A 21,753-nucleotide genomic window follows, 5' to 3' on the forward strand; every position below is an offset into this window, starting at 1 on the left:
ATTAAAACGGTAAATCATCTTCAGCAACTGGTGCTGCTGCAGTCGTCCGTTCTTTCCAAACGTGGTGTGAATTCGGTACATCCGAAGCGTTGGTGAAACGTACTTTCGGGTATTTCTCACCATTGTATTCCTCCAGTTTCACACGAACCTTCGCAGTGCGCCCCTTGAAATCGTTGAGAAAAGCCTCAAAACTATCGTAATGCTTGCCCTCTGGGATACCGAGCGCCTTGGCTTTACCCATCAAAATACCCATGTGGTATTTATTGGTCTGCGACGAACGGTACTGTTCATCCCACAAGTGAGCATTCTGTTTCTCTTGCTGGACATCGTTTCGGACAACGTAATCAATGACAACCCGTGGCTTACCATTCTTGTTCTCAGCTTCGTACGCATCGAACACAATCATCTCGTAGTCCTGCTCTTTAAATTCCTGATACTCTTTAACATCTGAAAAGTCTGTTGTAAATCCCATGTTTAATACCTCGTAATAATTTTATTTTTTTGTTTTTCGACCCACTGCAAAGCTCGATAGTATTCCTTGCTAGAAACACCCGAAATGCGAATGATGTCATCATCTGGTACATCTGTACCTGCATAGTAAAATAGTAGTTTGTATAGTGGTTTTCCACCTTTGATGCTGGCCCGAGCTTTGGCGATTTCCCAGTTCTTTGCTAGGCTCTTGCCGAATTTCTGTTCTGCCAAACGGGCCTGTTGAAATTCTTTCTGTTTGATTTCAACCAACTCCGCTTCAATGCGTTCTTTTTCAGCCTGCTCACGTTCGCCGAAATTATATCCACACATATCACACACTGATTGATTCAATGGCCACATGGCCGAACAGTCTGGGCATTGTTTCGCTTGGATGATATTTTCGGTCTTCCGTGCTTTCTTCCAACCGCCCTGGAAATACTCTTGCCAATTATGCGGTGTGTAGGGCAGACCATGAATCTGCCAATTGACAACGCAGTCAATGATGATGGCTGCCTTGTCAGGTTGATAACGCATGGAGCGCATGGACTGTTGAAGATACAGTACCAGCGATTTCGTAGGCCTGCATAAAATCGTCACAGAACAGTCTGGTACATCAAAGCCCTCGCTGATTAAGTCCACATTACATAAGACCTGTATCTCACCATCACGAAAGGCTCGCATGATGCGCTCACGTTCGATTTTGGGCGTTTTAGAATCGACATGGACCGAAACTATACCTGCTTGATTAAATTCGTCAGAGAAGCTCCTAGAGGCCTCTATGGAGTGAGCGTATAGAATAGCTTTCTGACCGTCTGCACGTTTTCGGTATTCCTTGACCACGTCGCCATAGATAGCCTTGCCGAACGCTTCATCAATCGACTGATTGGTGTATTCTCCGTTTCTGGTCTTGAGTTTCGAAGTGTCAATCGAAAGTAAGCTGTAATACCTGCAATTCGCAAGCCGTTGGTTATCAATCAACCATTGAACCGACTTACCCTCAACCATGACATCGTATGTGTCGGTGAAACCGGACCCGTTCAGGCGCCACGGAGTTGCCGTGAAGCCTAACCGTGGAACATCTTCAAAGTATTTGTAAATCGCCTGGTAGGTACTTGCTTTACCGTGATGACCTTCGTCCGTGATGATGAGCGTAGGTTTCTGGATAACAGATAGCCTGTTCTTCGCTCTTCCGACTGTCAGCAAGTCAACACGGCTGAGATTGACCTCGTGCCTCGTTAGACTGCCAGTTATCTGTTCAATCAACTCCTTGCGGTGCACCAGGAACAGCACCCTGCCCCCTTTTTCGGTTGCACGTTTGATGATTTCCGATATGACAACGGACTTACCGCTTCCAGGCGGGCTGACAATCATAATATTCTTATCAGCTATCTGCTTGCGTGCCCTGTCAATTAAATCTAGTTGGTAGTCGAATAATTTAAACATTAAATGCAAACAGCTCCTCAATCGGACAGGCTGTCCGTTCATCTAGTCGATTCTTGGCATAGGTTCCTTCCGAACCTTCAAGGATAACCCCGCGATTCCCACTCTTAGCATTGACCATGATTCGGCCAACAACATCTGTCAGTCCAAGTAACTGATTCAGTACATTAGACCGAATCTGTGGCACATACTGAGTGATTAACTGTCCTGTATCCAGGGTCAGCTCTCGCGTATCTTCCCAGGCTGTCACATAGATATTGATAGGTTTAGAGTAGATAGTAGTCAGCACACGCAGAAAGTAGTTGGTCCACTGATTGTAGTGTTGCAATTCGTTGGAAATACCGTTCTTTGATGATTTTCCTGCTTCAACGAACCAATCCGATTGAAAACTGGTTAGATTATCAATGACTAGATTGTCATATTCGCTGAGTAGAGAATCGACTTCGGTCAGGAATGTCTTCATAAATTCTGTTGGATGATTTCGATCGAATTCGATGACATCGATATTATCTGTACCACCCAAGACTTTACTGGAATGGTCCATGTCTAAGACTAGCGTTCGGCCTGTCAGAGACTTAATAACACTGGTTTTCCCAAGCCCTGGCTTTCCGTACAGTAGGACGCGCCAATTCTTCGTCCGTTCGATTTCACTTGCTTTCTTAATCTTCATTACTTCCACTCCTCATCTGTCAATGTAGCGCAGTCATTAGCATCCAATACATCAGCGACCGCTTGTTCTGTGTCGTAGGATTCACGTATTTGCCTGCGTTTTTCGTCAAATATAGCCTTTAACGGCAATTCTGCCATTTCAGCTTGGTACTTCTTGATGACCCCTGCGATAGCTTGTCGGATTTCCTGCTCGATTACTTCCGTCCGGTTAGAGCGTAACTGTATTTTAGTTTTTGGATCTGGAGTATAGATTGTAGCCTGGTGGTCGAACCGGTCGGCCCACGATGGCTCGACAATCAATCGCTTGTCATCACCTAAATAAAACTTCATAGGTCCTCCATAAAATGATTTTCCAAAAACTTCACATATGTCGCAATGTATTCCAATTGGTCATGGCCGTAACCTTGCTTGTGGGTAATCATGCAGGCAACGTAGTGATCATGCATGGCCATAAAATCCTTGATGCCAATTGCAGCATCACTTTCCATTAATTCAATTAAATCTTGTCTAGTCATAGCTTGCTTACCTCGTAAAGTAGATTTCTGATTTCGCGAGAGTTCAGCCGAATTTGGTTGCTATCGCTCTCTCTACGATTTGCCTCACGTAAAATCTCAATCTGTTCAAGTAAAATTTCCTTGGCATACTCACGAAATTCAGCTTGCTGTTCTGTAATTTTGAAATGTTGGGTGTAATCAACACCACCATCTGGCAAGCGTACACAAAGATTGTGTTTGCAATCTCGGGATACAGTACCCTTAACCGTTGTTTCTTTGATACCCAATGCTTCGGCTACTTCGCTAGATGTAGCATTAGGATGTTCCTTGTAATATTCTCTGATTCTTTCTGCGTTAGTCATAAGCTCTACCTCACCATCCCCCACTATTTTTCAGCACAACCGCCACAGAATCAACAATCGTTCTTAAAAACCGATTTTCTGTCTGCAAGTCGTTTACTTTATTCCGAAGTTGAATATATTCTTCAACACTGATTTCAACTGTTGTGCGATTACCCTGCATACCGTGCAATCTCCTTATCTACTTGCTGAGCGTTCCGTTTCAAGCTGTTTTTTATAGACTCTTTCCGGCAAGTCTTGTAATACTGCTCGGCTTGCGCCCACGTTTCATACTTGAGTGTTTCCAACTCCATCTCACGGAGCAAGGCCAACTCCCTGCGCTTCCGTTCCTTCTCCACCTGTCGCTGTTCCAAAATGCCTGCTACCAAAATCGGCAGTACAAACACTGATACACTTGCAATAGCGTCAAATATAGTTTCTGTCATATTGCTGTCCTCCTCCAATTTTCGTGATACCATTCGATAACGGCATCACGAGGGTACTTCTCACGAGCGTTTGGAATTCGAGGGAAGTCTTTGTGACAGTTAAATCTTGCATCGAAACTCCCTGTATCTTTTGTTCCTAGAAGCATCTCAGAGCATTGTGACTTGTTTAATTCCATTGGATATCTTCGTTTTTCGTCCATAACAACGTGCATGACCTTCAACGCTCTATCCATTAGGGCTGATTCGAATTCATCAACCATTTGTAATAATCTGCTATCCATGATATAATCCTCTTGTATGTTTATATTTGAGCCACTGTTCCCGCAGTGGTTTTTTTGCGTTAAATTTTGCTATAATTACTTTGGTGAATCATTATTGAACTTGTAGACTTCTACAGGTTCTTTTTGTTCCTTGATTCTGTGGTATTCACTGACTGCTACCATGAATGGCTTCAAAAGTAATCTTCGCAAATCCTTTAGGGTCTACCATCAGCTTGGTAGGTCCTTTTTTCTTCCCTTGATACAGATATCGTTTCGGTCTCATGTCGTTCTCCTTTCTACGCAGTAAAGACCGCATTACCTTGTTTGTCCAAGTAGCCAACTACTGTATGGCTGTTTGCATAACCACAACGTGGGGTAACCCTTGGAAACCGCATCACTTCTTTTAAGATAAGCGTTCTTTTTTCGTTGCAGTCGTAGACTGTTAGAAAACCTTTCTCTTTCAGAGAATTTGTTGTTTTATTGCGTTTTCTTATGAGTTTAATTCCTGACATCATTGTCTTCCTTTCTAGTTTGGTTGGTTTCCCCCTGTGCTATAATTGGTATATCAACACAGAAAGGAGGGTAAGTTAAATGGATACAAAACAAATTCAAATAAACTTTGATGGAGATTTCAGACAGGTAGTACTAAAATTAGCAAATACATACCAACCTAAAGAAATCCCAAATGATTTCAAAGTTGCAGACTTGAATGAGTATATCCAAGTTATGTCTGAAGCAGTAGCTAGCGATTTTTCTTCTCAACTTCAACCGTTGCTTGCTCAGAAACTTCATGAGGTAATTCAGAAACAGTTGCCTTAATCACCTTGCCAGCTAGCCTTGTAACAATTTCAAGGTTAGCTTTTTTCTCTTCTTCCATCCCCTTCTCCTTTCTAGTTTGTTAGTTGGGCAGTTTCTACATGATAAAAAATCATGTATGTTATAAAAAATTATCGTCCAAGTAAATCAGACGAACTTACTCCAAAGAATTCGCACAATTTTAATAGATTATCGCCTTTAATGACTGTAATGTCATCTTCCCATGCTCCAATTGTTTGATAAGCAACACCGATTTTTGAAGCAAGTTCTTTCTGGCTCATCTTATTATTCTTTGCACGAAGTTCTGCAATTGTGATTTTTGGTTTTGCCATTCAGTTCTCCTTTCACATGATTTTAAGTCATTTACTTGACCTTGACTATATGATACATGATTATAAATCATCTGTCAAGCGTTTTTTTGATTTTTTTTCATCTTTTTTTGGTATTTGCACAAAATCACTTGATATTAAATCACTTTTTACTTATAATATACCTATGAACAGAGAGGTAAAAACCATGGCTGATGCAAAGATAAAATACCCTGAAGTAGGGCAAAGAATTAGAGAGCTGAGAGAAATGAGAGGGTTCGAGCAATTAGACATAGCTAATCAACTTGGTTACAAATCTCAAAGCACAATTTCAAAATGGGAGAGTGGAGTGAATTTGCCAACTGGCAAAAAACTAATTTTATTGGCTGAAATGCTAGATACTTCCACAGACTACATTCTTCATGGAAAAATTAGTGACACTCCAACAAAAGACACCACCCCCACAATCGACTTCAAGGAAATGGCAGCCGAGTCCATGTCTTATGACGGCATGCCTCTCAATAATGAAGACATCGACCTCATTGCCTCAATCCTTGAAACTCGCATGAAAAACAGAGATAAGGAATAGTTGCCTATGATGACACCAGAATCAGTCTGCGCCGAGCGTGGCATTGATTTGGTCTATTTTGACGGTAGAGATACGGACAAGAAAGGCATATACAACAAGCGTGCGAACATGATTGCAGTTGACGCCTATTTGGATGAAATCCAACATAAGAAAGTTATCTACCATGAAATGGGCCATGAAGACCACGATCCGACCCAATACGACCGAAGACGCGAACAGTATGAATTGCAAGCAGATAGAAACATGATTCATTACCTGGTCAAAGAAGAATTGGCCTTGATGGACGATGTCAGAGAATTTAATTACGTTCGCTTTATGGAAAAATACGACTTAAAAACCACAGTCAATGAGACTATGGTGATTGAGGAGTTTAATAATTTAGTTAATTAAAAATACGTGCTCCCCTGAACCACGAATAAAAGCAGGGTAGGAAGATTGTTATTATGGCAGTAAAACGTTGCCCACGTTGTGGAAGTAGTCAAGTACAGTTTATGAATCAAGATAAAAAAGGCTTTAATGGCCTTGTTGGATGTATTGGATTTTTGATTGCATGGCCTTTAATCCTGCTCGGATTAGTCGGTAAAAAAGGAAAAAATAATTGGCATTGTCAGTCATGTGGAAATACCTTTAAAACAAAATAAAAAATCCCCACACTCTCCGCGACCAAACTTTGAGTGTAGGGTATCTCGTATAGTAAAAACCTGCTTTGCAGTAGGTCTCTTTACTATACCCATTTTATCAAATTAGAAAGGGTAAATCAATGGCATATTTTAGAAAAAGAGATAACGGATGGGAATACCGTATCTCCTACAAAGCCCCAGACGGCTCATTTAAGCAGAAATCAAAAGGTGGATTTGCAACAAAGAAATTGGCTCAAACTGCTGCAAGCAAGGCGGAGAGATTACTTATCAATAATGTATTTATTGATGACAAACAAACATTTTTGGACTATTACCACAACTGGGCTGAGATACATAAAAAGCCAAATGTCACGCCTGTCACTTGGAAGAAATATCAGCATACAGAAAGAAAAGTCAAGTTGTACTTTAAAGATACAAAGTTAACCGAAATTACAAACAGCATGTATCAACAGGTACTAAATCAATTCGCCAGCACACACACACAAGAAACGGTTGAAAAATTCCATTATCAAGTCAAGGCAGCAGTTAAGATGGCTGTGCATGAGGGAATCATTGAGCGGAACTTCTGCGATTTTGCTATTATACGCTCATCGGTAGAATCATTCGCAAAAGAAACCAAGTTTTTGGAAATGCAAGAGTATACCGACCTAATCCACAAAACAAGAGAAAAGATAGAATATCATTCGTATGCTATTATCTACTTAATCGCTGTAACAGGTATGCGTTTTGCTGAAGCAGTTGGATTGACTTGGGATGATATAGATTTTGAAAATGGATTGATTGACATCAATAAAACGTATAATTACAATACTACTTTTGATTTTGCACCAACAAAAAATAGCAGCTCGATAAGAAAAGTCCCGATTGATGACCAGACTATCAATTTGCTGATCGCGTACAAAGAAAAGTATTGGATCGAGAATGATCAAAATAGAATTTTTGCTTCCGTATCGAATGCAGCAGCCAATAAGACTATTAAGAAAATTGTTGGGCGAAATGTCCACATACACTCATTGAGACATACCTATGCTTCATACTTGATTACCCAAGGTGTTGAATTGATTTCCATCTCCCAATTATTGGGACATGAAAATTTAAACATCACACTCAAAGTCTATGCCCACCAACTCGAATCGTTAAAAGAAAAGAGTAATGACAAGGTCAGAAAGATATTTGAAAAATTTGGGGCGGATTTGGGGCAGACATAATAAAAACCCTTGTGTATCAAGGGTTTTTAACGTTATTTTATGCTAGTTGCCGGGATTGAACCGGCGACCTCATCCTTACCATGGATGCGCTCTACCGACTGAGCTAAACCAGCAGTACCTTATCAGTATATCATACTCTGGAAATTTGTCAATATTTTTTGAAAGAAAAAAAGCCTATAAAAGGACTCTTTTCCGCTATACATATCTGAATAGATTCTACAGTTTTCTCAGCAACTCTTTCAAAGCACTGCTTTTGCCAAAATCGACTGGCCTGTGGATTGGCCGCCACATAGCCTAGTCTGACTTTTTGGAAATACTGTCCTAACTGACTTTCTAGCTCTGCCATGATTTTGGAACCTATTCCCTGACCAGCCAAGCTACCGTCCACCATAAAGAGACCAATGTAAGCTATCTGGTCATCAGGATAGCCGGCATTCAAATCCAGCACTGCCACCAACTGTTTGTCCCACCAGTAACCGACAAAATACTTATCTGACAGGCCCTTCCCAGGCGGACAATTGACTAAATCTTGCCGCAAACCTTCCAAACTCGGACTAGGCGGATAATGTTCAAAATAGAGGGGATTGGTCTGGTAAAGAACCAAAACCTGCGCTAAGTCAGCTTCAGTTAGCTTTCGGACTTGATAATGATTTGAAAATTGACTAATCTTCATCCTCTTCGTTCCCACTAGGCTCCCCAATCACCTCAAAACTTGCTCGGCTATCTGCTGCTAATGCATCTTGTTCGTAAGCATTGATAATCTGGGCAACAACCGGATGACGGACCACGTCCTTGGCAGAAAAATAGACAAAATCAATCTGCGAAATATTTTTCAATTTTTCCGTAGCATCAATTAAACCAGACTTGACCTTACGAGGTAGGTCAATCTGACTAATATCCCCGTTGACAATCATCTTGGAATTAAAACCGAGACGGGTCAAAAACATCTTCATCTGCATGATAGTAGTGTTTTGCGCCTCATCCAGAATGACAAAGGCATCTTCCAGCGTCCGCCCCCTCATATAAGCCAAAGGTGCAATTTCGATAATCTCCCGCTCCATGAGACGAGTGGTCTGCTCCTTACCCAAAATCTGATAGAGGGCATCGTAAACGGGACGCAGATAAGGATCAACCTTCTCCTTCAAATCCCCCGGCAAAAAGCCCAGACTTTCACCAGCCTCAACCGCAGGACGAGTCAGGACAATCCGCTTGACCTGGCCACGCTTGAGGGCGGTGACAGCCAAGGTCACAGCCAGGAAGGTTTTTCCCGTCCCTGCTGGACCGATACCAAAGACAATATCATGTCGCTTAACAGCATCCACATAAACCTTCTGCCCCAAGGTCTTGACACGAATGGGCTTGCCAGAATTGTCCTTAATGATTTCTTCCTCATAGAGGGCGACAAATTTTTCGATTTCATCATTTTTGGCCATGGAAATAGCCGTAACCACATCTGGCGTTGACACAGTTAGCCCGCGATTGACCAAGACCAAGAGGGACTGGATGACCAGACGGGCCTGCTCAACATGGTCAGCTTGACCAATGACCTGGACCTTTTCTGTCCGAGCATGAATGACCACTCCCAGCTCCTGCTCCATCAGACGCAAATGGCGCTCATTGGACCCAAAAAGACTAAAACTATCATCCGGATGGCTGAGTTGAATATCAATAGAATGTTCTTGCAAAGACTTGCTCCTTTACCTGTGCTTTTCTATTATTATACCAAAAATCTCTCAAACTGGCCTTGTGAAAACAAAAAGAACAGAGAAGATCACCTCTCTGCTCCTATGGAGACCGTGTTCATTATATAAAGGGATTAGGTTATAAAGGAATAAGTAGATCTCCACGATTTTCGTAAGAAATTATTCTTACACTTGTATTATAACCCTATTTAGTGATAAATTGCAACTAAATGAACATTATTTTTTGGTTTTTATGTAAATTTTTACATTTTTGCTTTTATATTGGTATGATTATATGAAATAATCCTATATGCAGTGCAGGCTAATGGGCCATATAGTCCTCCCAAATGGCGTCAAAATCAGACATTGAAAAAGCAAAACTGGCCGACTCCTCCAAAAAGCGACTGACCTCATCAAAATCCGTTGATTGCTTTGGGAAATCATACTCTTCAAAGGCAAAATCAGCCAAAATAGCCACAGGCTCGTTGGACTTGGGATTTCGCTGGGTCATCAACCAGCTATAAAAGGTTCTTCTCATACTATCCTATTCTCCTTAATGATGAAAGAATCCTTCAGTTCAGAACCAAAGGATTCTCCATAAAGTAAAACAAACTCAGTTTGTAGACAAAGTCTCTTTTCAGACTTTCCTGAGGTGATGTTGGATGGCTCCGAAAGTCAGGGGAGTGACTTTCGGAGGTTGGAAATGGAACAAACGCAGTTCGGTTCATTTAGTCAGGGGAGTGACTTTCGGAGGTTGGAAATGGAACGAACGCAGTTCGGTTCATTTAGTCAGGGGAGTGACTTTCGGAGGTTGGAAATGGAACGAACGCAGTTCGGTTCATTTAGTCAGGGGAGTGACTTTCGGAGGTTGGAAATAGAACGAACGCAGTTCGGTTCATTTAGTCAGGGGAGTGACTTTCGGAGGTTGGAAATAGAACGAACGCAGTTCGGTTCATTTAGTCAGGGGAGTGACTTTCGGAGGTTGGAAATAGAACGAACGCAGTTCGATTCATTTAGTCAGGGGAGTGACTTTCGGAGGTTGGAAATAGAACGAACGCAGTTCGATTCATTTAGTCAGGGGAGTGACTTTCGGAGGTTGGAAATAGAACGAACGCAGTTCGGTTCATTTAGTCAGGGGAGTGACTATCAAAGGTTGGAAATAGGGAACTGCTGAGCAGTTCCTCAAATCCTCTGTTCCTTTGAGCCTAAGGTCTCAAATACTCCGAATACCTGAAACGACGACGTTTCAGGCATTTTCATCACGGCGGAAAGTCCTGGTTTAGGGCTCGCTCCGCTCGCAAAATAATCTAAATTTTTGTTTTTTTCTTAGCAGAGCTACTCAGTTAATTTATCCAGAATTTAGTTTATCGACGTTCTAACAAACTATTTATTTCTCGAACGACTCTTGCGTCTTTCCTTAAATTGGGCACGATTTTTCTGCTCATTCCTAAAAATAAAATAGGAAACCAGAGCCAGTGGTAACAAGACCAGACTAGAACCAATCCAAGTTAGGGTGAAATCTGTTTGATTGTCAGCTTCAGCGGATTGCTTTTTGACCAAGGCCTTATTGACCGTTGCCAAGACACCTGTATCTTCAGCCTTCACAGAATCCTGAATCAAGGGACTGACCGAATCCAAACCATTATCCGCATAGACCTGCCCATCCTTATATACCAATTTGGGACTAGTTCCAACGGGGACAGTCGCATATAGGTCCGACTCAACCTGGTAATGCTTCCCGTCCTGGCTATGTTTACCAGCTGTCAAGACTTTCTTATATTCAAAGTCCTGATAAGCCTTATTAATCAAGGCGTTAGCAAAGGCATGGCGCTGGAAATCCGAATTCATATCAGACCAGGTACCCACACCCATAATGACTGCAATCATCTTTTGCCCGCCTCGATCGATGGTCATGGAAATATTGAAGGCCGCACGAGGACTGGAACCGGTTTTGAGACCAGTGACCCCTTCTAAACCGTAGATATTTCCTGGTAAAGAATAATTATAGGAATTATAGGCCTGCTGGTAGGGAGTGTCCACCATCGTAACAATGACCCGATGGCGCGTATATTCCAAAATAGCAGGATATTTTTTGGTCAAATGGTAGACCAAAATGGCCATATCACGCGCTGTTGTCTGGTTGGAAGCCGAATTGTCATAACGCTTGGGACTATAGTAACCTCTAAAGCCGCTTGCCCCTGCTCCTCCTGGATTGTTCCAGACAGAATTGGTCATACCCAGCTCCTTGGCCTTGGCATTCATCATGTCCATAAAAGCATCCGGATCATTGTTAGACAAATAATTGGCCAACATGACTGTCGCTACATTGGAAGATGGTACCAAGGTCATGGCAATCAAATCACCCACTGTATAATCAACACTAGCATAGATCGGATTGTTCGAAATTTCATGGATAGCAGAAATCGCCTGGTCAGTCTCCGTTGCCCTGATAATCGTATCTTCTGTCAACTTGCCCTGACCAATGGCTTCATAGACCAGATACAAGGTCATGAGCTTACTCATACTAGCCGGATCCCTTGACTCATCAATATTATCTTGCCAAACAATATCCCCAGTATTTCCATCAATCAATATAGAAGACTTGGGCCTGTAGCCCTCATAAACCTCATAACCAGAAGCTCTAGCAATATCCATCAATTCATCTGCTTTTACTACCGAACCACCCCAAACCAGGCCAATTAACAGTAGAGCAAGTAGTAATCTTTTCACTATAATCTCCATTGATTTTTATTGATAAACCGGAGGATAACTACAACCCCTGCACTTCCTCCTAACGCAATCCCAACATGGCTTCCTTGGCATGAACCATGTCCGTCATCATCTGGCAATAAGGCGTTGGAATACCAACCCGCTTGCCCTTGAAAACTACCGCTCCATTCAGATAGTCAATCTCCGTCTTGCGACCATGTTGGATCAAGTCCTGATGCATGGACGGATAATGATGTGAGGCCTTTTTAGAAGTTTCCATGATGTACTTCCAAATTCCCTCTTCATCGATATTCCCTACTTCCGCACGCGCCACAGCGATAAATTCCTTGAAAATCCCCTGAACCAGATTGAGTCCACCTTCCGTTCCAAAAAGTTCCCCAATGGTACAGTCCATAATGGTACAGGTCGGATTCATGACCCCATTGACACAGGCCTTGCGCCAAATAGATTCAATCACATTCTCATCATATGTCGCATTGAGTCCCGCTTGGTTAAACATGTCCACGATGTGGGCAACAGCCTGACCGTCCCCAGACATATTTTGCAGGAAAATGGATCCTGGTCCCTCCAGATGAGCATGACCTGGCCCCTTGAGCCCAGCCAACCAAATGGTCACTCCAACCATGATCGACTCATCTGGCACATAGCGGCGCATGGTGGTCGCATGACCCAACCCATTCAAAAGACTGAGTACCTTGGTCTGTTCACCGATAATCCCCTTAATATCCTGCAACATTTTTGGTAACTGGTCTGCCTTGGTCAAGAGGATAATCAAATCCGCCACTTCCACAGCCTCAGTCGGTTTCATAATCGGCAGCTTGACCGTCTCGTCAAAATCCCCCGTCACCTTGAGGCCATTTTCACGGATAGCCTGAATATGGTCCTCCCAATTGTCCAGCAAAATCACCTCATGATCAGTCTTAGACAGAGAATAACCAAAACGGCAACCCATGGCTCCACTACCAGCAATATATACACGCATGATTCTTCTCCTAAATCAATTCTGTCCCAATCGCATCTTGCTTGATTTTACCGGCTTTCATCAGCCCACCCAGGGCTTTTTTGAATTGCCCCTTGGAAATGCCAAAGGTGGCCTTGATGTCTTCCGGAGCAGACTTGTCATTCAAGGTCATAAAGCCGCCATTGCTTTCCAGATAAGTCAAAATCATCTGGGCATCATTTTCCAACATCTCAAATGAGCGTGGTTTAAGCGACAGATTGAGGGTCCGGTCAACAGCCCGATAGCCGATGACACGAGCCTCCAGGACCTGGCCCAAACGTGGCTCCGCATAACGCTCGGTAGGATGAATAAAACCCAGCATATTGTTGTCTGGCAAGTAAACAAAGGTCCCATTGAGTTTCAAGCGGTAGACAATGGCCTTGAGGGTCTGGTTTTGCATATTGTCATAAGCAGGACCTGCCATCTTTTGAAATTCCTCTTGAAAGGCAGGTAAAGCCCAAATTCGGTCTTTCTTGTCAACGTCCAACTTGACATAGAGCTGGTCGCCTTTCTTGGGCCAGAGTTCCTTGATGTCAGGAAGGATGTCCAAGGACACAACCACTTCCTTGTCCGGCAAGCCCGTATCAACAAAGACACCCAAGTCCTTCCTCACTTCTGTTACCGTTCCCCAGCCAAAGGTATCGCGGGTTGCTCCCACTTCCTTGGTCGTCAAGCGCAATTTCTGCTTCATATCTGTGTAGGCAAAGCCCTTGACAGATTGACCCAGCTGAAAATCCCCTTCTTCCTTGGACAGGGCAAAGGTCTTGCCATCCTTTTGGATGAAGTAAAACTGGTCATTTTGGTCGGTCACTAATCCGACAATATAGTGAGCTAGTAAATCATTCATAGCTATTTCTTTCTAGGCAACCATTGGGCGCCTGCATTTTTGGAGGCTCTGCTGCTTACTCTTTAGACAAATCTCTAGGAAAACAATCATGCAAAGCTAGCAAAAAAAGGAAGGAAAGACAAGGATTCTGTAGATCTTTGTCTTCCCATTCCCCTTGTGCTGGTTAAACTTCTAAGAGTTCTTTTTCCTTGTCAGCTGTCATCTTGTCGATGGTCTTAATCGCATCGTCAGTGACTTTTTGGATGTCTTTTTCAAGCGTCTTCAAATCATCTTCCGTGATTTCTTTGGCCTTCTCAGCTTTTTTGGCCTCGTCCATAGCGTCACGACGGATGTTACGGATAGCTACTTTCGAGTTCTCACCCACTTTTTTCACGTCTTTTGCCAAGTTCTTACGTGTTTCCTCTGTCAATGCAGGGATAACCAAGCGGATAACTGTACCGTCAGATTGTGGTGTCAAGCCAAGGTCAGACGCATTCAAGGCACGTTCGATATCTTTCAAGATAGACTTATCAAACGGTGTGATAAGAAGAACACGCGCCTCTGGCACAGTGATACCAGCTAACTGGTTGAGCGGTGTTGGCGCTCCGTAGTAATCCACAGAGATACGGTCCAGGAGACTAGCATTGGCACGACCTGCACGGATATGGCTAAATTCACGTGCCAAGCTCTGGTGAGATTGATTCATACGCTCTTGCGCTTTGGCAATAATTTCTTTCGACATAAAATATCCTTTTCTTTTTGTTTTTATTTTTCTTCTTTGTTAGAAACGGTTGTACCGATTGGCTCACCGAAAACAACACGTTTGATATTGCCTGGCTCATTCATGTTAAAGACAACCAGGTCGATGTCATTGTCCATTGAAAGAGTTGATGCTGTGGCATCCATGATTTTAAGACCACGATGGATAACTTCACGGTGGGTCAATTCATTGAACTTAACCGCATTGGCATCCTTACGAGGGTCTGCATTGTAAACACCGTCGACCCCATTTTTAGCCATGAGAATGGCATCTGCTTCGATTTCTGCTGCACGAAGAGCAGCCGTCGTATCGGTTGAGAAATACGGTGAGCCGATACCAGCACCAAAGATAACGATACGACCTTTTTCCAAATGACGGAGAGCACGACCGCGAATATAAGGCTCTGCCACAGACTGCATAGAAATAGCTGTTTGCACACGAGTATCCACACCAAGCTGCTTGAGGGAATCCGCCATCACCAGGGCATTCATAACTGTTCCCAGCATCCCTGTGTAATCTGCTTGTACACGATCCATACCAGCTTCTGCTGCAGGCTCCCCACGCCAGAGGTTCCCACCACCAATTACAAGGGCAATCTGCACACCAGACTCAGCCACTTCCTGGATTTCCTTGGCCATTTCCTGAACTGTCTTGATGTTAATTCCGACACCACGTTCACCAGCCAAGGCCTCTCCAGATAGTTTGATTAGAATACGTTCGTATTTAGGTTTCATCATCTCTCTCCTCTATTTCATCCCTAGTATTTTATCATAAAATCGGGGATTTTTATAGAAAAATATCTGAGAAAACGGAGATTTCCAAACGAATCCCCTTCTAAAATTTATGCATCCAATTTTTGGTACTCCACCGCCAAGCCCCGTGCAACTGCTGGACGCTTAGCAATTTTCTCCACCCACTGATTGAGGTTCTGATAGCTAGCAACATCTAAAAATTCCTTGGAACCTGGATAGAGATTGCCCTGAGCCAGACGACCATACCAAGACCAGATGGCAATATCCGTAATAGTGTATTCGTCGCCAGCAATATAGGGACGGGTCGCCAAGAGCTGGTCTAACACATCTAGTTGACGCTTGGTTTCCATGGCATAGCGGTTAATCGGATATTCCTGGGCAGTTGGCGCGTAGTGATAGAAATGTCCAAAGCCACCACCAACAAAGGGTGCTGCACCAGTCTGCCAGAAGAGCCAATTGAGGACTTCCGTGCGACCTGCCCAGTCCCTTGGCAAGAAGGCATCAAATTTCTCAGCCAAATAGAGCAAAATATGAGAAGACTCAAAGACACGGACAGGATCTGCCCCTGAATAATCCACCATGGCAGGAATTTTTGAGTTTGGATTGATGTCTACAAAATCTGAACCAAACTGGTCGCCTTTGCCAATTTCAATCAAGAACAGGTCATAAGCCGCATCCGATATCCCCAATTCCTTGAGTTCTTCCAGCATGATAGCCACCTTTATGCCATTGGGTGTTCCAAGTGAGTAAACCTGCAAGGGCTTGTCGCCTTTGGGCAAGGTTTGCTCAAAACGGCTACCTGCGCTAGGACGGTTACCAGTCCGATTGTCATTTTCATCTTCCCACTTCCATACCTGTGGTTTCACATAATCTGTCATTCTATTTCCTCCTATAGGCTGTTTAAACCCATGACATAGCGATTGTAGCTTACTTGCAAATCCTGGATATAGCGGGCCAATTCAACCAGTTCCTTGGGCGCCCGCCAGGTCAGAGCAGTCACTTCTGCATTGACAAAAACAGAGAGTTGATCTGCCAAGAGATAGAGATTGTCCGACTTGTCTAATTTCTGCGCAAACTCCACAATCTTCTCACGCAAGACATCCGAAATAATACCTTCTTCTAAATTGTAAACAGCAGATAAATGGCTATAAAATTCGTCAGAATTTGCTTTTCTCATACTAACCTCCTTGATATGCCTGGACATATTATACACTAAAATTCAGGCATTTTCAAACAGAAAAAGACTGCCCGAAGACAGTCCCTCTACTCATTACAATGAGTTAGGATCAACTTTGATACCAACACCTTGTGTTGTTGTAATTGATACTGAAGTCATGTACGTACCTTTAGCTGTAGCTGGTTTAGCTTTAGCCATTACATCGTGGAAAGCTTTAAAGTTTTCAACGAGTTTGTCAGCGTCAAATGATACTTTACCAATAAGAGCTTGTACGATACCTGCTTTGTCAGCACGATAAGTGATTTTACCACCTTTAGACTCTTCAACTGCTTTAGCAACATCCATAGTTACTGTACCAGTTTTAGGGTTTGGCATCAAGTTACGTGGACCAAGTACGCGACCAAGACGTCCAACAACAGCCATCATATCTGGAGTTGCGATAACAACGTCGAAGTCCAACCAACCACCGTTGATTTTAGCAACGAGGTCATCTTCACCAACAAAGTCTGCACCAGCAGCTTTTGCTTCTTCTGCTTTAGCACCACGTGCGAAAACAAGAACGCGTGAAGTTTTACCAGTACCGTTTGGCAATACCATTGCACCACGGATTTGTTGGTCCGCTTTACGTACGTCGATGTTCAAGTTGTAAGCAACTTCAACTGACGCGTCAAATTTAGCGAAGTTTGTTTCTTTTGCAAGAGCAACAGCTTCTTCTACGCTGTACAATTTTGTGCTGTCGATTTTCTCAAGAGCAGCACGCAAGTTTTTGCTTTTTTTAGCCATGTTATATGTCTCCTTGTAATCAGATAATCTTGGGTGCTACTGCTTAGTCAGCAACAGTGAATCCCATAGAACGAGCAGTACCTTCGATCATACGCATTGCAGCTTCAAGAGATGCAGCGTTCAAGTCAGGCATTTTAGTTTCAGCAATTTCTTGTACTTGTGCACGAGTAACTGTTGCAACTTTAGTTTTGTTTGGTGTACCTGAACCTTTTTCAACACCTGCAGCTTTTTTCAAAAGAACAGCAGCTGGTGGTGTTTTAGTGATGAAAGTGAATGATTTATCTTCATACACAGAGATAACAACTGGGATGATCATACCAGCTTGGTCAGCTGTACGAGCGTTGAACTCTTTAGTGAATCCCATGATATTGATACCTGCTTGACCAAGTGCTGGTCCGACTGGTGGAGCTGGAGTAGCTTTACCTGCAGGAATCTGAAGTTTTACGAGTTTTTCGACTTTTTTAGCCATGATATAAAATCCTCCTATTGTGGTTTTGGCGGTAATTAAAGATTTTTACCTCCCACAAATATGCGCATTTACACATACCTTTTTATTATACACGATTTCAGGAAAAATGCAAGCTTTATGTTTACTTTTTTTTATTTTTTTAATAGAATATAAGTATGTTATTACTGAAAATTGCAGCGGTTGTTTATCCAATTGTTACGCTGATTATTTCAATTCTATTTGTCAAATTATTAAAGTTAAATAAGAGGGGTTGGAACTTTGCAGACCTGGCTTTTCCTATGTTCGCTTTTGAATTTATCATCCTAACAGATAAGCTCTACTACAGCAGCCTGCTACCCCACCTACTGCTAGCTCTTTCTCTGCTCTTGCTGATTCTGCTAACTGGCACTCTCTATAAAAAAAGAGAATTAGACTACAAGCGTTTTTTCAAGGTTTACTGGAGAGCTGGTTTTCTCCTGACCTTTCTCATGTACATCGGTCTTCTCGTCGCCATCTTTACCCAAAAATAAGCAATCCCTCCTGAGAAATTGTCAGAAGGGATTTTTTCTATTCATGAATTTCTAATGGTAGACCATCTGGGTCAAAGAAGAAGGCCATCTTCTTGCCATCAAAATCGTCATATCGCAGGGTTTCGTGGGGAATGTCCAAGCGGTCAAACTCCGCCAGACAGGCCTCTACATCTGCGACCTTAAAAGCTAAATGCCGTAGGCCAGTGTGTTCTGGTTGAGGCATTTTGGGGCGCAAGGGAGCGTCAGGCTTGATAAAGATTTCTAAGACCAGATTGTCCTTTTTGACATTGAAAAGAATGTCATTTTTTTCTGGGCGAATATGCTCATCCAGCTGTTCAAAGCCCAATTTGTCCACATAAAATTCTCTAGTTTTGTCATAATTACTGCCGATAATGGCTAGGTGGTGCATCGTTTCAAAGGTCATTACTGTGTCTCCAATACTTTTCTAGGTTTGGTCCCTTCGGCTGGACCGATGACGCCAGCTGCCTCTAATTCTTCCATCAAACGGGTTGCGCGGTTAAAACCGACCGATAGGCGGCGCTGGATCATAGATGCGGAAGCCTTTTGCGTTTCGATGACGAGGGCACGCGCCTCATTGAAGAGAGGGTCACCCTCAGAAGCTCCGCCATTGTCATCGAAACCACCATCGCCTTCTGCTACTTCGCCCGGATCAAAGGACTCGTCGTATTCGGCATCGGCCTGATCTTTGACAAAGCTGACAATCCGCTCGACATCATCATCCGAGATAAAGGAGCCTTGTAAGCGAATTGGAGCCGACTCGCCAATAGGATGGAAGAGCATGTCCCCGCGACCGAGGAGTTTTTCGGCGCCATTTTCTCCCAAAATGGTCCGCGAATCCGTGCCCGATGCGACCGCAAAAGCCACACGAGACGGCACATTTGCCTTGATCAGACCTGAAATAACATCAACGGACGGACGCTGGGTTGCTAAAATCATGTGAATGCCTGCCGCACGAGCTTTTTGCCCCAGACGGATAATGGCATCCTCCACTTCCTTGCTGGCGACCATCATCAGGTCAGCCAACTCGTCCACGATGACGACAATCAAAGGTAGGGGAATTTGTTTTTCCTCGGAACGGCTGTTAAATTCCTCAACCTTGGCATTGTAGCCTTCAAGGTTACGGACGCCGATATGACTGAAGAGTTCGTAGCGTTTCTCCATCTCGTCCACCACCTTTTGCAGGGCGCGCGCTGCCTTACGAGGATTGGTCACAACAGGGATGAGCAGGTGGGGAATATCATTATAGACCGACAATTCAACCATTTTGGGGTCAATCATCATAAACTTGACTTGGTCAGGACTGGCCTTCATCAAAATAGAAGAAATAATACCGTTGACCGCGACAGATTTACCAGAACCGGTCGATCCTGCTACCAGCAAGTGAGGCATTTTGGCAAGGTCAAAGGATTTGACAGAGCCGTTGACTGCTTTTCCAAGCGGAATTTCCAAGAGTTTGTTAGCATCCGTCTTAGATTGTTCCCAAAGTTCACGGAAGGGCACCATAGCCACTTCAGAATTGGGTACCTCGATACCGACCAAGGATTTTCCCGGAATTGGCGCCTCAATACGGACATCTTTGGCAGCTAGAGCCAGAGCCAAATCATCCGCCAAATTGGAAATCCGATTGACACGGACACCGACAGCGGGTTTTAATTCATAGCGGGTGACCGACGGTCCGATTTCTGCTCGCTCTACAACTACCTTGATACCAAAGCTGGCAAAGGTGTCTTCCAAAATCTTAATGTTCTGTCGGACCAGACGTTTTTCATTGGACTGGCTTTTGGCCTTGATTGGCGCAAAGAGGTCAATGGACGGTAATTTGTAGGCCAAGCGTTGCTTGAGCTTGGGTTTGAAGTCGATCTGAACTTCGACATCATCCACTTCTTCTGGAAGGTCGGCACTTAGGTGTGCTTCCTCATCCTCAACCAGCATAACTGGAAATTCATCTTCTACCTCTTCTAAATGATCGTATTCTGAAATAATGGGCACTTGAACTGGTTCTGCGTCTAGAATTTCACCCGTTTCCAAATCGACTGGCCTATCCAAGGCCAATGATTCTTCTTCCTCCAAACGCAGGCGCTCTTCCTCCAAGCGAGCCAATTCTAGCTGGCGTTTTTCTTCTCGCTCGGCCCGCTTCAACTCCCGAAGCTCTGCCCTTTTTAACTGGCCCTCCGTCATCTTATCCTTGAGAACTGCCAGGCCATCGGCCACATCGTAGACAGACCATGGACTCATAAAGAAAATACCAAAGGCAATCAAGAGAAGACCGATGAAAAAGGAGCCTAGATTAGAAAATAGGAAGGCAATGGGCATATAGAAGGCGCTACCCAGCAGGCCTCCACCCAGAAACTCCTTGACCTGAAAACGCGATAGCTCATTCAAACTCAGCCGCAAACTATAGGTAAAGAGGTCCGAACCACTGTAGGAAACATCCAAATAGGCCTGAAAGCCTATCAGAAGACCGGCCACAATCAGGTAAAAGCCCGAAATCATCCCTTCTCTGCGCTGCCAAAATTGGGGGAAAACAAAGTAGACTATAAGTCCTGCCAGGACTAGATAAGATAGACTACCAAATAGCAGGCGGAAGACATTGTAGGCCGTCACACCAAAGGCACCCAGCCGACTAGCTGTCAAAATAATGAATAGGACGCCGAAAATCCGAATCAAGATTTTTTTGACCCTGTCTTGTTGGGCTATTTCAGCCTTGGTCGGCCGCCTTGTTTTCTTTCCTTTTTTATTTGCTTGTTTCATTACAACCTCAACTTTCTCAATCTCTTTATTTTACCATATTTTTAGTCCGAATTCAGGCTAGAAATGCAGGTACTGACGAGACGAGAAAGAGAGAATCTTTCGACTCTCCCCACACTTTTATTTTGTCTTTTCAACATTCAAGATTTTCACCTGGTAGCTTCCAGCTGGTGTCTCAATCAGAGCAACATCTCCAGTCTTCTTACCAATCAAGGCATGACCGATAGGACTTTCATTTGAAATCTTATTGGCAAAGGCATCCGCACCAGCAGCACCAACGATGTGATAAACATCTTCGTCTGTCTCACCAATTTCTTGAACTGTAACGGTCTTACCGATAGCCACTTCGTCTGCTGCAACAGCATCGCTATTGACAATTTCCGCATAACGAATCTTGTTCTCGATAGTTGAAATTTGACCCTCTACAAAAGCCTGCTCATCTTTAGCTGCTTCGTATTCAGAGTTTTCCGAAAGGTCTCCGTAAGAACGGGCGATTTTAATACGCTCCACAATCTCCGGACGACGGACCAACTTCAGTTCTTCTAATTCTTTTTCCAACAATTCCTTTTCTTCCAAGGTCATTGGATAGGTTTTTTCTGCCATTTTTACTTCCTTT

32 protein-coding genes and 1 tRNA gene are annotated in these 21,753 nt (G+C 43.5%); 5 read left to right on the plus strand and 28 right to left on the minus strand.

From position 1 onward, the window contains the following. Nucleotide 1 precedes the first annotated feature (1 nt). From NQZ91_04630 to NQZ91_04685, 12 genes are all read right to left on the minus strand, one after another. Nucleotides 2-472 (minus strand): DUF669 domain-containing protein, encoded by a 471-nt coding sequence (locus NQZ91_04630; GenBank protein ID UUM58657.1) that lies wholly within the window; start codon nt 470-472, stop codon nt 2-4. Between the two features lie 2 nt (nt 473-474). Next, on the minus strand, nt 475-1,914 hold the full coding sequence (locus NQZ91_04635; GenBank protein UUM58658.1) for a DEAD/DEAH box helicase: 1,440 nt from the start codon (nt 1,912-1,914) through the stop codon (nt 475-477). Continuing rightward, the gene (locus tag NQZ91_04640; protein ID UUM58659.1) at nt 1,907-2,581 is read right to left on the minus strand and encodes an AAA family ATPase; all 675 of its coding nucleotides are present in this window, start codon (nt 2,579-2,581) and stop codon (nt 1,907-1,909) included. Before NQZ91_04640 ends, NQZ91_04635 begins: the two co-directional genes overlap by 8 nt. Beyond that, the gene (locus NQZ91_04645) at nt 2,581-2,910 is read right to left on the minus strand and encodes a hypothetical protein (GenBank protein UUM58660.1); all 330 of its coding nucleotides are present in this window, start codon (nt 2,908-2,910) and stop codon (nt 2,581-2,583) included. Before NQZ91_04645 ends, NQZ91_04640 begins: the two co-directional genes overlap by 1 nt. After that, nucleotides 2,907-3,095 carry a hypothetical protein gene (locus tag NQZ91_04650; GenBank protein ID UUM58661.1) on the minus strand — a complete coding sequence of 63 codons (189 nt, stop codon included), beginning with the start codon at nt 3,093-3,095 and terminating at the stop codon, nt 2,907-2,909. The genes NQZ91_04645 and NQZ91_04650 overlap by 4 nt, the downstream gene beginning before the upstream one ends. Further along, complete coding sequence (locus tag NQZ91_04655) at nt 3,092-3,436, minus strand: hypothetical protein (protein ID UUM58662.1); 345 nt, start codon at nt 3,434-3,436, stop codon at nt 3,092-3,094. Before NQZ91_04655 ends, NQZ91_04650 begins: the two co-directional genes overlap by 4 nt. Nucleotides 3,437-3,446: 10 nt before the next feature. Further along, entirely contained in the window at nt 3,447-3,596 is a 150-nt protein-coding gene (locus tag NQZ91_04660) for a hypothetical protein (GenBank protein ID UUM58663.1), read from the minus strand. Then, nucleotides 3,586-3,858 (minus strand): hypothetical protein, encoded by a 273-nt coding sequence (locus NQZ91_04665; protein UUM58664.1) that lies wholly within the window; start codon nt 3,856-3,858, stop codon nt 3,586-3,588. Before NQZ91_04665 ends, NQZ91_04660 begins: the two co-directional genes overlap by 11 nt. Beyond that, nucleotides 3,855-4,139: a DNA-binding protein gene (locus NQZ91_04670; GenBank protein ID UUM58665.1), complete on the minus strand. Its 285-nt coding sequence runs from the start codon at nt 4,137-4,139 to the stop codon at nt 3,855-3,857. The genes NQZ91_04665 and NQZ91_04670 overlap by 4 nt, the downstream gene beginning before the upstream one ends. Nucleotides 4,140-4,414: 275 nt before the next feature. Continuing rightward, nucleotides 4,415-4,633: a hypothetical protein gene (locus NQZ91_04675; protein ID UUM58666.1), complete on the minus strand. Its 219-nt coding sequence runs from the start codon at nt 4,631-4,633 to the stop codon at nt 4,415-4,417. A 227-nt stretch (nt 4,634-4,860) separates the two neighbouring features. Beyond that, nucleotides 4,861-4,995, minus strand: a complete 135-nt coding sequence (locus tag NQZ91_04680; protein UUM58667.1) for a hypothetical protein — start codon at nt 4,993-4,995, stop codon at nt 4,861-4,863. 70 nt (nt 4,996-5,065) lie between these two features. Next, the gene (locus tag NQZ91_04685; GenBank protein UUM58668.1) at nt 5,066-5,266 is read right to left on the minus strand and encodes a helix-turn-helix transcriptional regulator; all 201 of its coding nucleotides are present in this window, start codon (nt 5,264-5,266) and stop codon (nt 5,066-5,068) included. A 16-nt stretch (nt 5,267-5,282) separates the two neighbouring features. On the opposite strand from NQZ91_04685, the gene NQZ91_04690 reads away from it, so the two are divergent. The 4 genes from NQZ91_04690 to NQZ91_04705 all read left to right on the plus strand — a co-directional run bounded on the left by NQZ91_04690 (nt 5,283) and on the right by NQZ91_04705 (nt 7,680). Next, complete coding sequence (locus NQZ91_04690; protein ID UUM58669.1) at nt 5,283-5,831, plus strand: helix-turn-helix domain-containing protein; 549 nt, start codon at nt 5,283-5,285, stop codon at nt 5,829-5,831. 6 nt (nt 5,832-5,837) lie between these two features. After that, nucleotides 5,838-6,221 (plus strand): ImmA/IrrE family metallo-endopeptidase, encoded by a 384-nt coding sequence (locus tag NQZ91_04695; protein ID UUM58670.1) that lies wholly within the window; start codon nt 5,838-5,840, stop codon nt 6,219-6,221. Between the two features lie 53 nt (nt 6,222-6,274). Next, nucleotides 6,275-6,472 carry a hypothetical protein gene (locus NQZ91_04700; protein UUM58671.1) on the plus strand — a complete coding sequence of 66 codons (198 nt, stop codon included), beginning with the start codon at nt 6,275-6,277 and terminating at the stop codon, nt 6,470-6,472. A gap of 119 nt (nt 6,473-6,591) precedes the next feature. Further along, nucleotides 6,592-7,680, plus strand: a complete 1,089-nt coding sequence (locus NQZ91_04705) for a tyrosine-type recombinase/integrase (GenBank protein ID UUM58672.1) — start codon at nt 6,592-6,594, stop codon at nt 7,678-7,680. Between the two features lie 40 nt (nt 7,681-7,720). Here the strand turns inward: NQZ91_04705 and NQZ91_04710 are convergent. The 13 genes from NQZ91_04710 to rplK form a co-directional block, all read right to left on the minus strand. After that, nucleotides 7,721-7,793 (minus strand) — tRNA-Thr (locus NQZ91_04710). A 35-nt stretch (nt 7,794-7,828) separates the two neighbouring features. Then, complete coding sequence (locus NQZ91_04715; protein ID UUM58673.1) at nt 7,829-8,353, minus strand: GNAT family N-acetyltransferase; 525 nt, start codon at nt 8,351-8,353, stop codon at nt 7,829-7,831. Next, complete coding sequence (locus tag NQZ91_04720) at nt 8,343-9,365, minus strand: PhoH family protein (GenBank protein UUM58674.1); 1,023 nt, start codon at nt 9,363-9,365, stop codon at nt 8,343-8,345. Before NQZ91_04720 ends, NQZ91_04715 begins: the two co-directional genes overlap by 11 nt. A 319-nt stretch (nt 9,366-9,684) precedes the next feature. Beyond that, nucleotides 9,685-9,900, minus strand: coding sequence for a YozE family protein (locus NQZ91_04725; GenBank protein UUM58675.1), 216 nt, complete (start codon nt 9,898-9,900; stop codon nt 9,685-9,687). Nucleotides 9,901-10,745: 845 nt separating this feature from the next. Next, entirely contained in the window at nt 10,746-12,092 is a 1,347-nt protein-coding gene (locus tag NQZ91_04730) for a DUF1958 domain-containing protein (protein ID UUM58676.1), read from the minus strand. Between the two features lie 61 nt (nt 12,093-12,153). Then, entirely contained in the window at nt 12,154-13,074 is a 921-nt protein-coding gene (locus tag NQZ91_04735) for a 2-dehydropantoate 2-reductase (protein UUM58677.1), read from the minus strand. A 10-nt stretch (nt 13,075-13,084) separates the two neighbouring features. Then, a complete protein-coding gene (cvfB, locus tag NQZ91_04740; protein UUM58678.1) occupies nt 13,085-13,939 on the minus strand; it encodes an RNA-binding virulence regulatory protein CvfB in 855 nt (284 codons plus the stop codon). A gap of 163 nt (nt 13,940-14,102) precedes the next feature. Continuing rightward, entirely contained in the window at nt 14,103-14,660 is a 558-nt protein-coding gene (gene frr, locus NQZ91_04745; GenBank protein ID UUM58679.1) for a ribosome recycling factor, read from the minus strand. 23 nt (nt 14,661-14,683) lie between these two features. Then, entirely contained in the window at nt 14,684-15,415 is a 732-nt protein-coding gene (pyrH, locus tag NQZ91_04750) for a UMP kinase (GenBank protein ID UUM58680.1), read from the minus strand. 104 nt (nt 15,416-15,519) lie between these two features. After that, a complete protein-coding gene (yghU, locus tag NQZ91_04755) occupies nt 15,520-16,308 on the minus strand; it encodes a glutathione-dependent disulfide-bond oxidoreductase (GenBank protein UUM58681.1) in 789 nt (262 codons plus the stop codon). An 11-nt stretch (nt 16,309-16,319) separates the two neighbouring features. Next, nucleotides 16,320-16,607 carry a hypothetical protein gene (locus tag NQZ91_04760; GenBank protein ID UUM58682.1) on the minus strand — a complete coding sequence of 96 codons (288 nt, stop codon included), beginning with the start codon at nt 16,605-16,607 and terminating at the stop codon, nt 16,320-16,322. Between the two features lie 93 nt (nt 16,608-16,700). Beyond that, the gene (gene rplA / locus NQZ91_04765; protein ID UUM58683.1) at nt 16,701-17,390 is read right to left on the minus strand and encodes a 50S ribosomal protein L1; all 690 of its coding nucleotides are present in this window, start codon (nt 17,388-17,390) and stop codon (nt 16,701-16,703) included. Nucleotides 17,391-17,433: 43 nt separating this feature from the next. Beyond that, entirely contained in the window at nt 17,434-17,859 is a 426-nt protein-coding gene (rplK, locus tag NQZ91_04770; GenBank protein UUM58684.1) for a 50S ribosomal protein L11, read from the minus strand. 155 nt (nt 17,860-18,014) lie between these two features. On the opposite strand from rplK, the gene NQZ91_04775 reads away from it, so the two are divergent. Next, nucleotides 18,015-18,368 carry a DUF3397 domain-containing protein gene (locus NQZ91_04775; protein ID UUM58685.1) on the plus strand — a complete coding sequence of 118 codons (354 nt, stop codon included), beginning with the start codon at nt 18,015-18,017 and terminating at the stop codon, nt 18,366-18,368. A 37-nt stretch (nt 18,369-18,405) separates the two neighbouring features. On the opposite strand, the gene NQZ91_04780 is transcribed toward NQZ91_04775, so the two are convergent. From NQZ91_04780 to greA, 3 genes are all read right to left on the minus strand, one after another. Beyond that, a complete protein-coding gene (locus tag NQZ91_04780; GenBank protein ID UUM58686.1) occupies nt 18,406-18,792 on the minus strand; it encodes a VOC family protein in 387 nt (128 codons plus the stop codon). Continuing rightward, the gene (locus NQZ91_04785) at nt 18,792-21,140 is read right to left on the minus strand and encodes a DNA translocase FtsK (GenBank protein ID UUM58687.1); all 2,349 of its coding nucleotides are present in this window, start codon (nt 21,138-21,140) and stop codon (nt 18,792-18,794) included. The genes NQZ91_04780 and NQZ91_04785 overlap by 1 nt, the downstream gene beginning before the upstream one ends. A gap of 117 nt (nt 21,141-21,257) precedes the next feature. After that, nucleotides 21,258-21,740: a transcription elongation factor GreA gene (gene greA, locus NQZ91_04790; protein UUM58688.1), complete on the minus strand. Its 483-nt coding sequence runs from the start codon at nt 21,738-21,740 to the stop codon at nt 21,258-21,260. Nucleotides 21,741-21,753 lie beyond the last annotated feature (13 nt).

This window comes from Streptococcus suis (assembly GCA_024583055.1).
GTDB classification, from domain to species: domain Bacteria; phylum Bacillota; class Bacilli; order Lactobacillales; family Streptococcaceae; genus Streptococcus; species Streptococcus suis_V.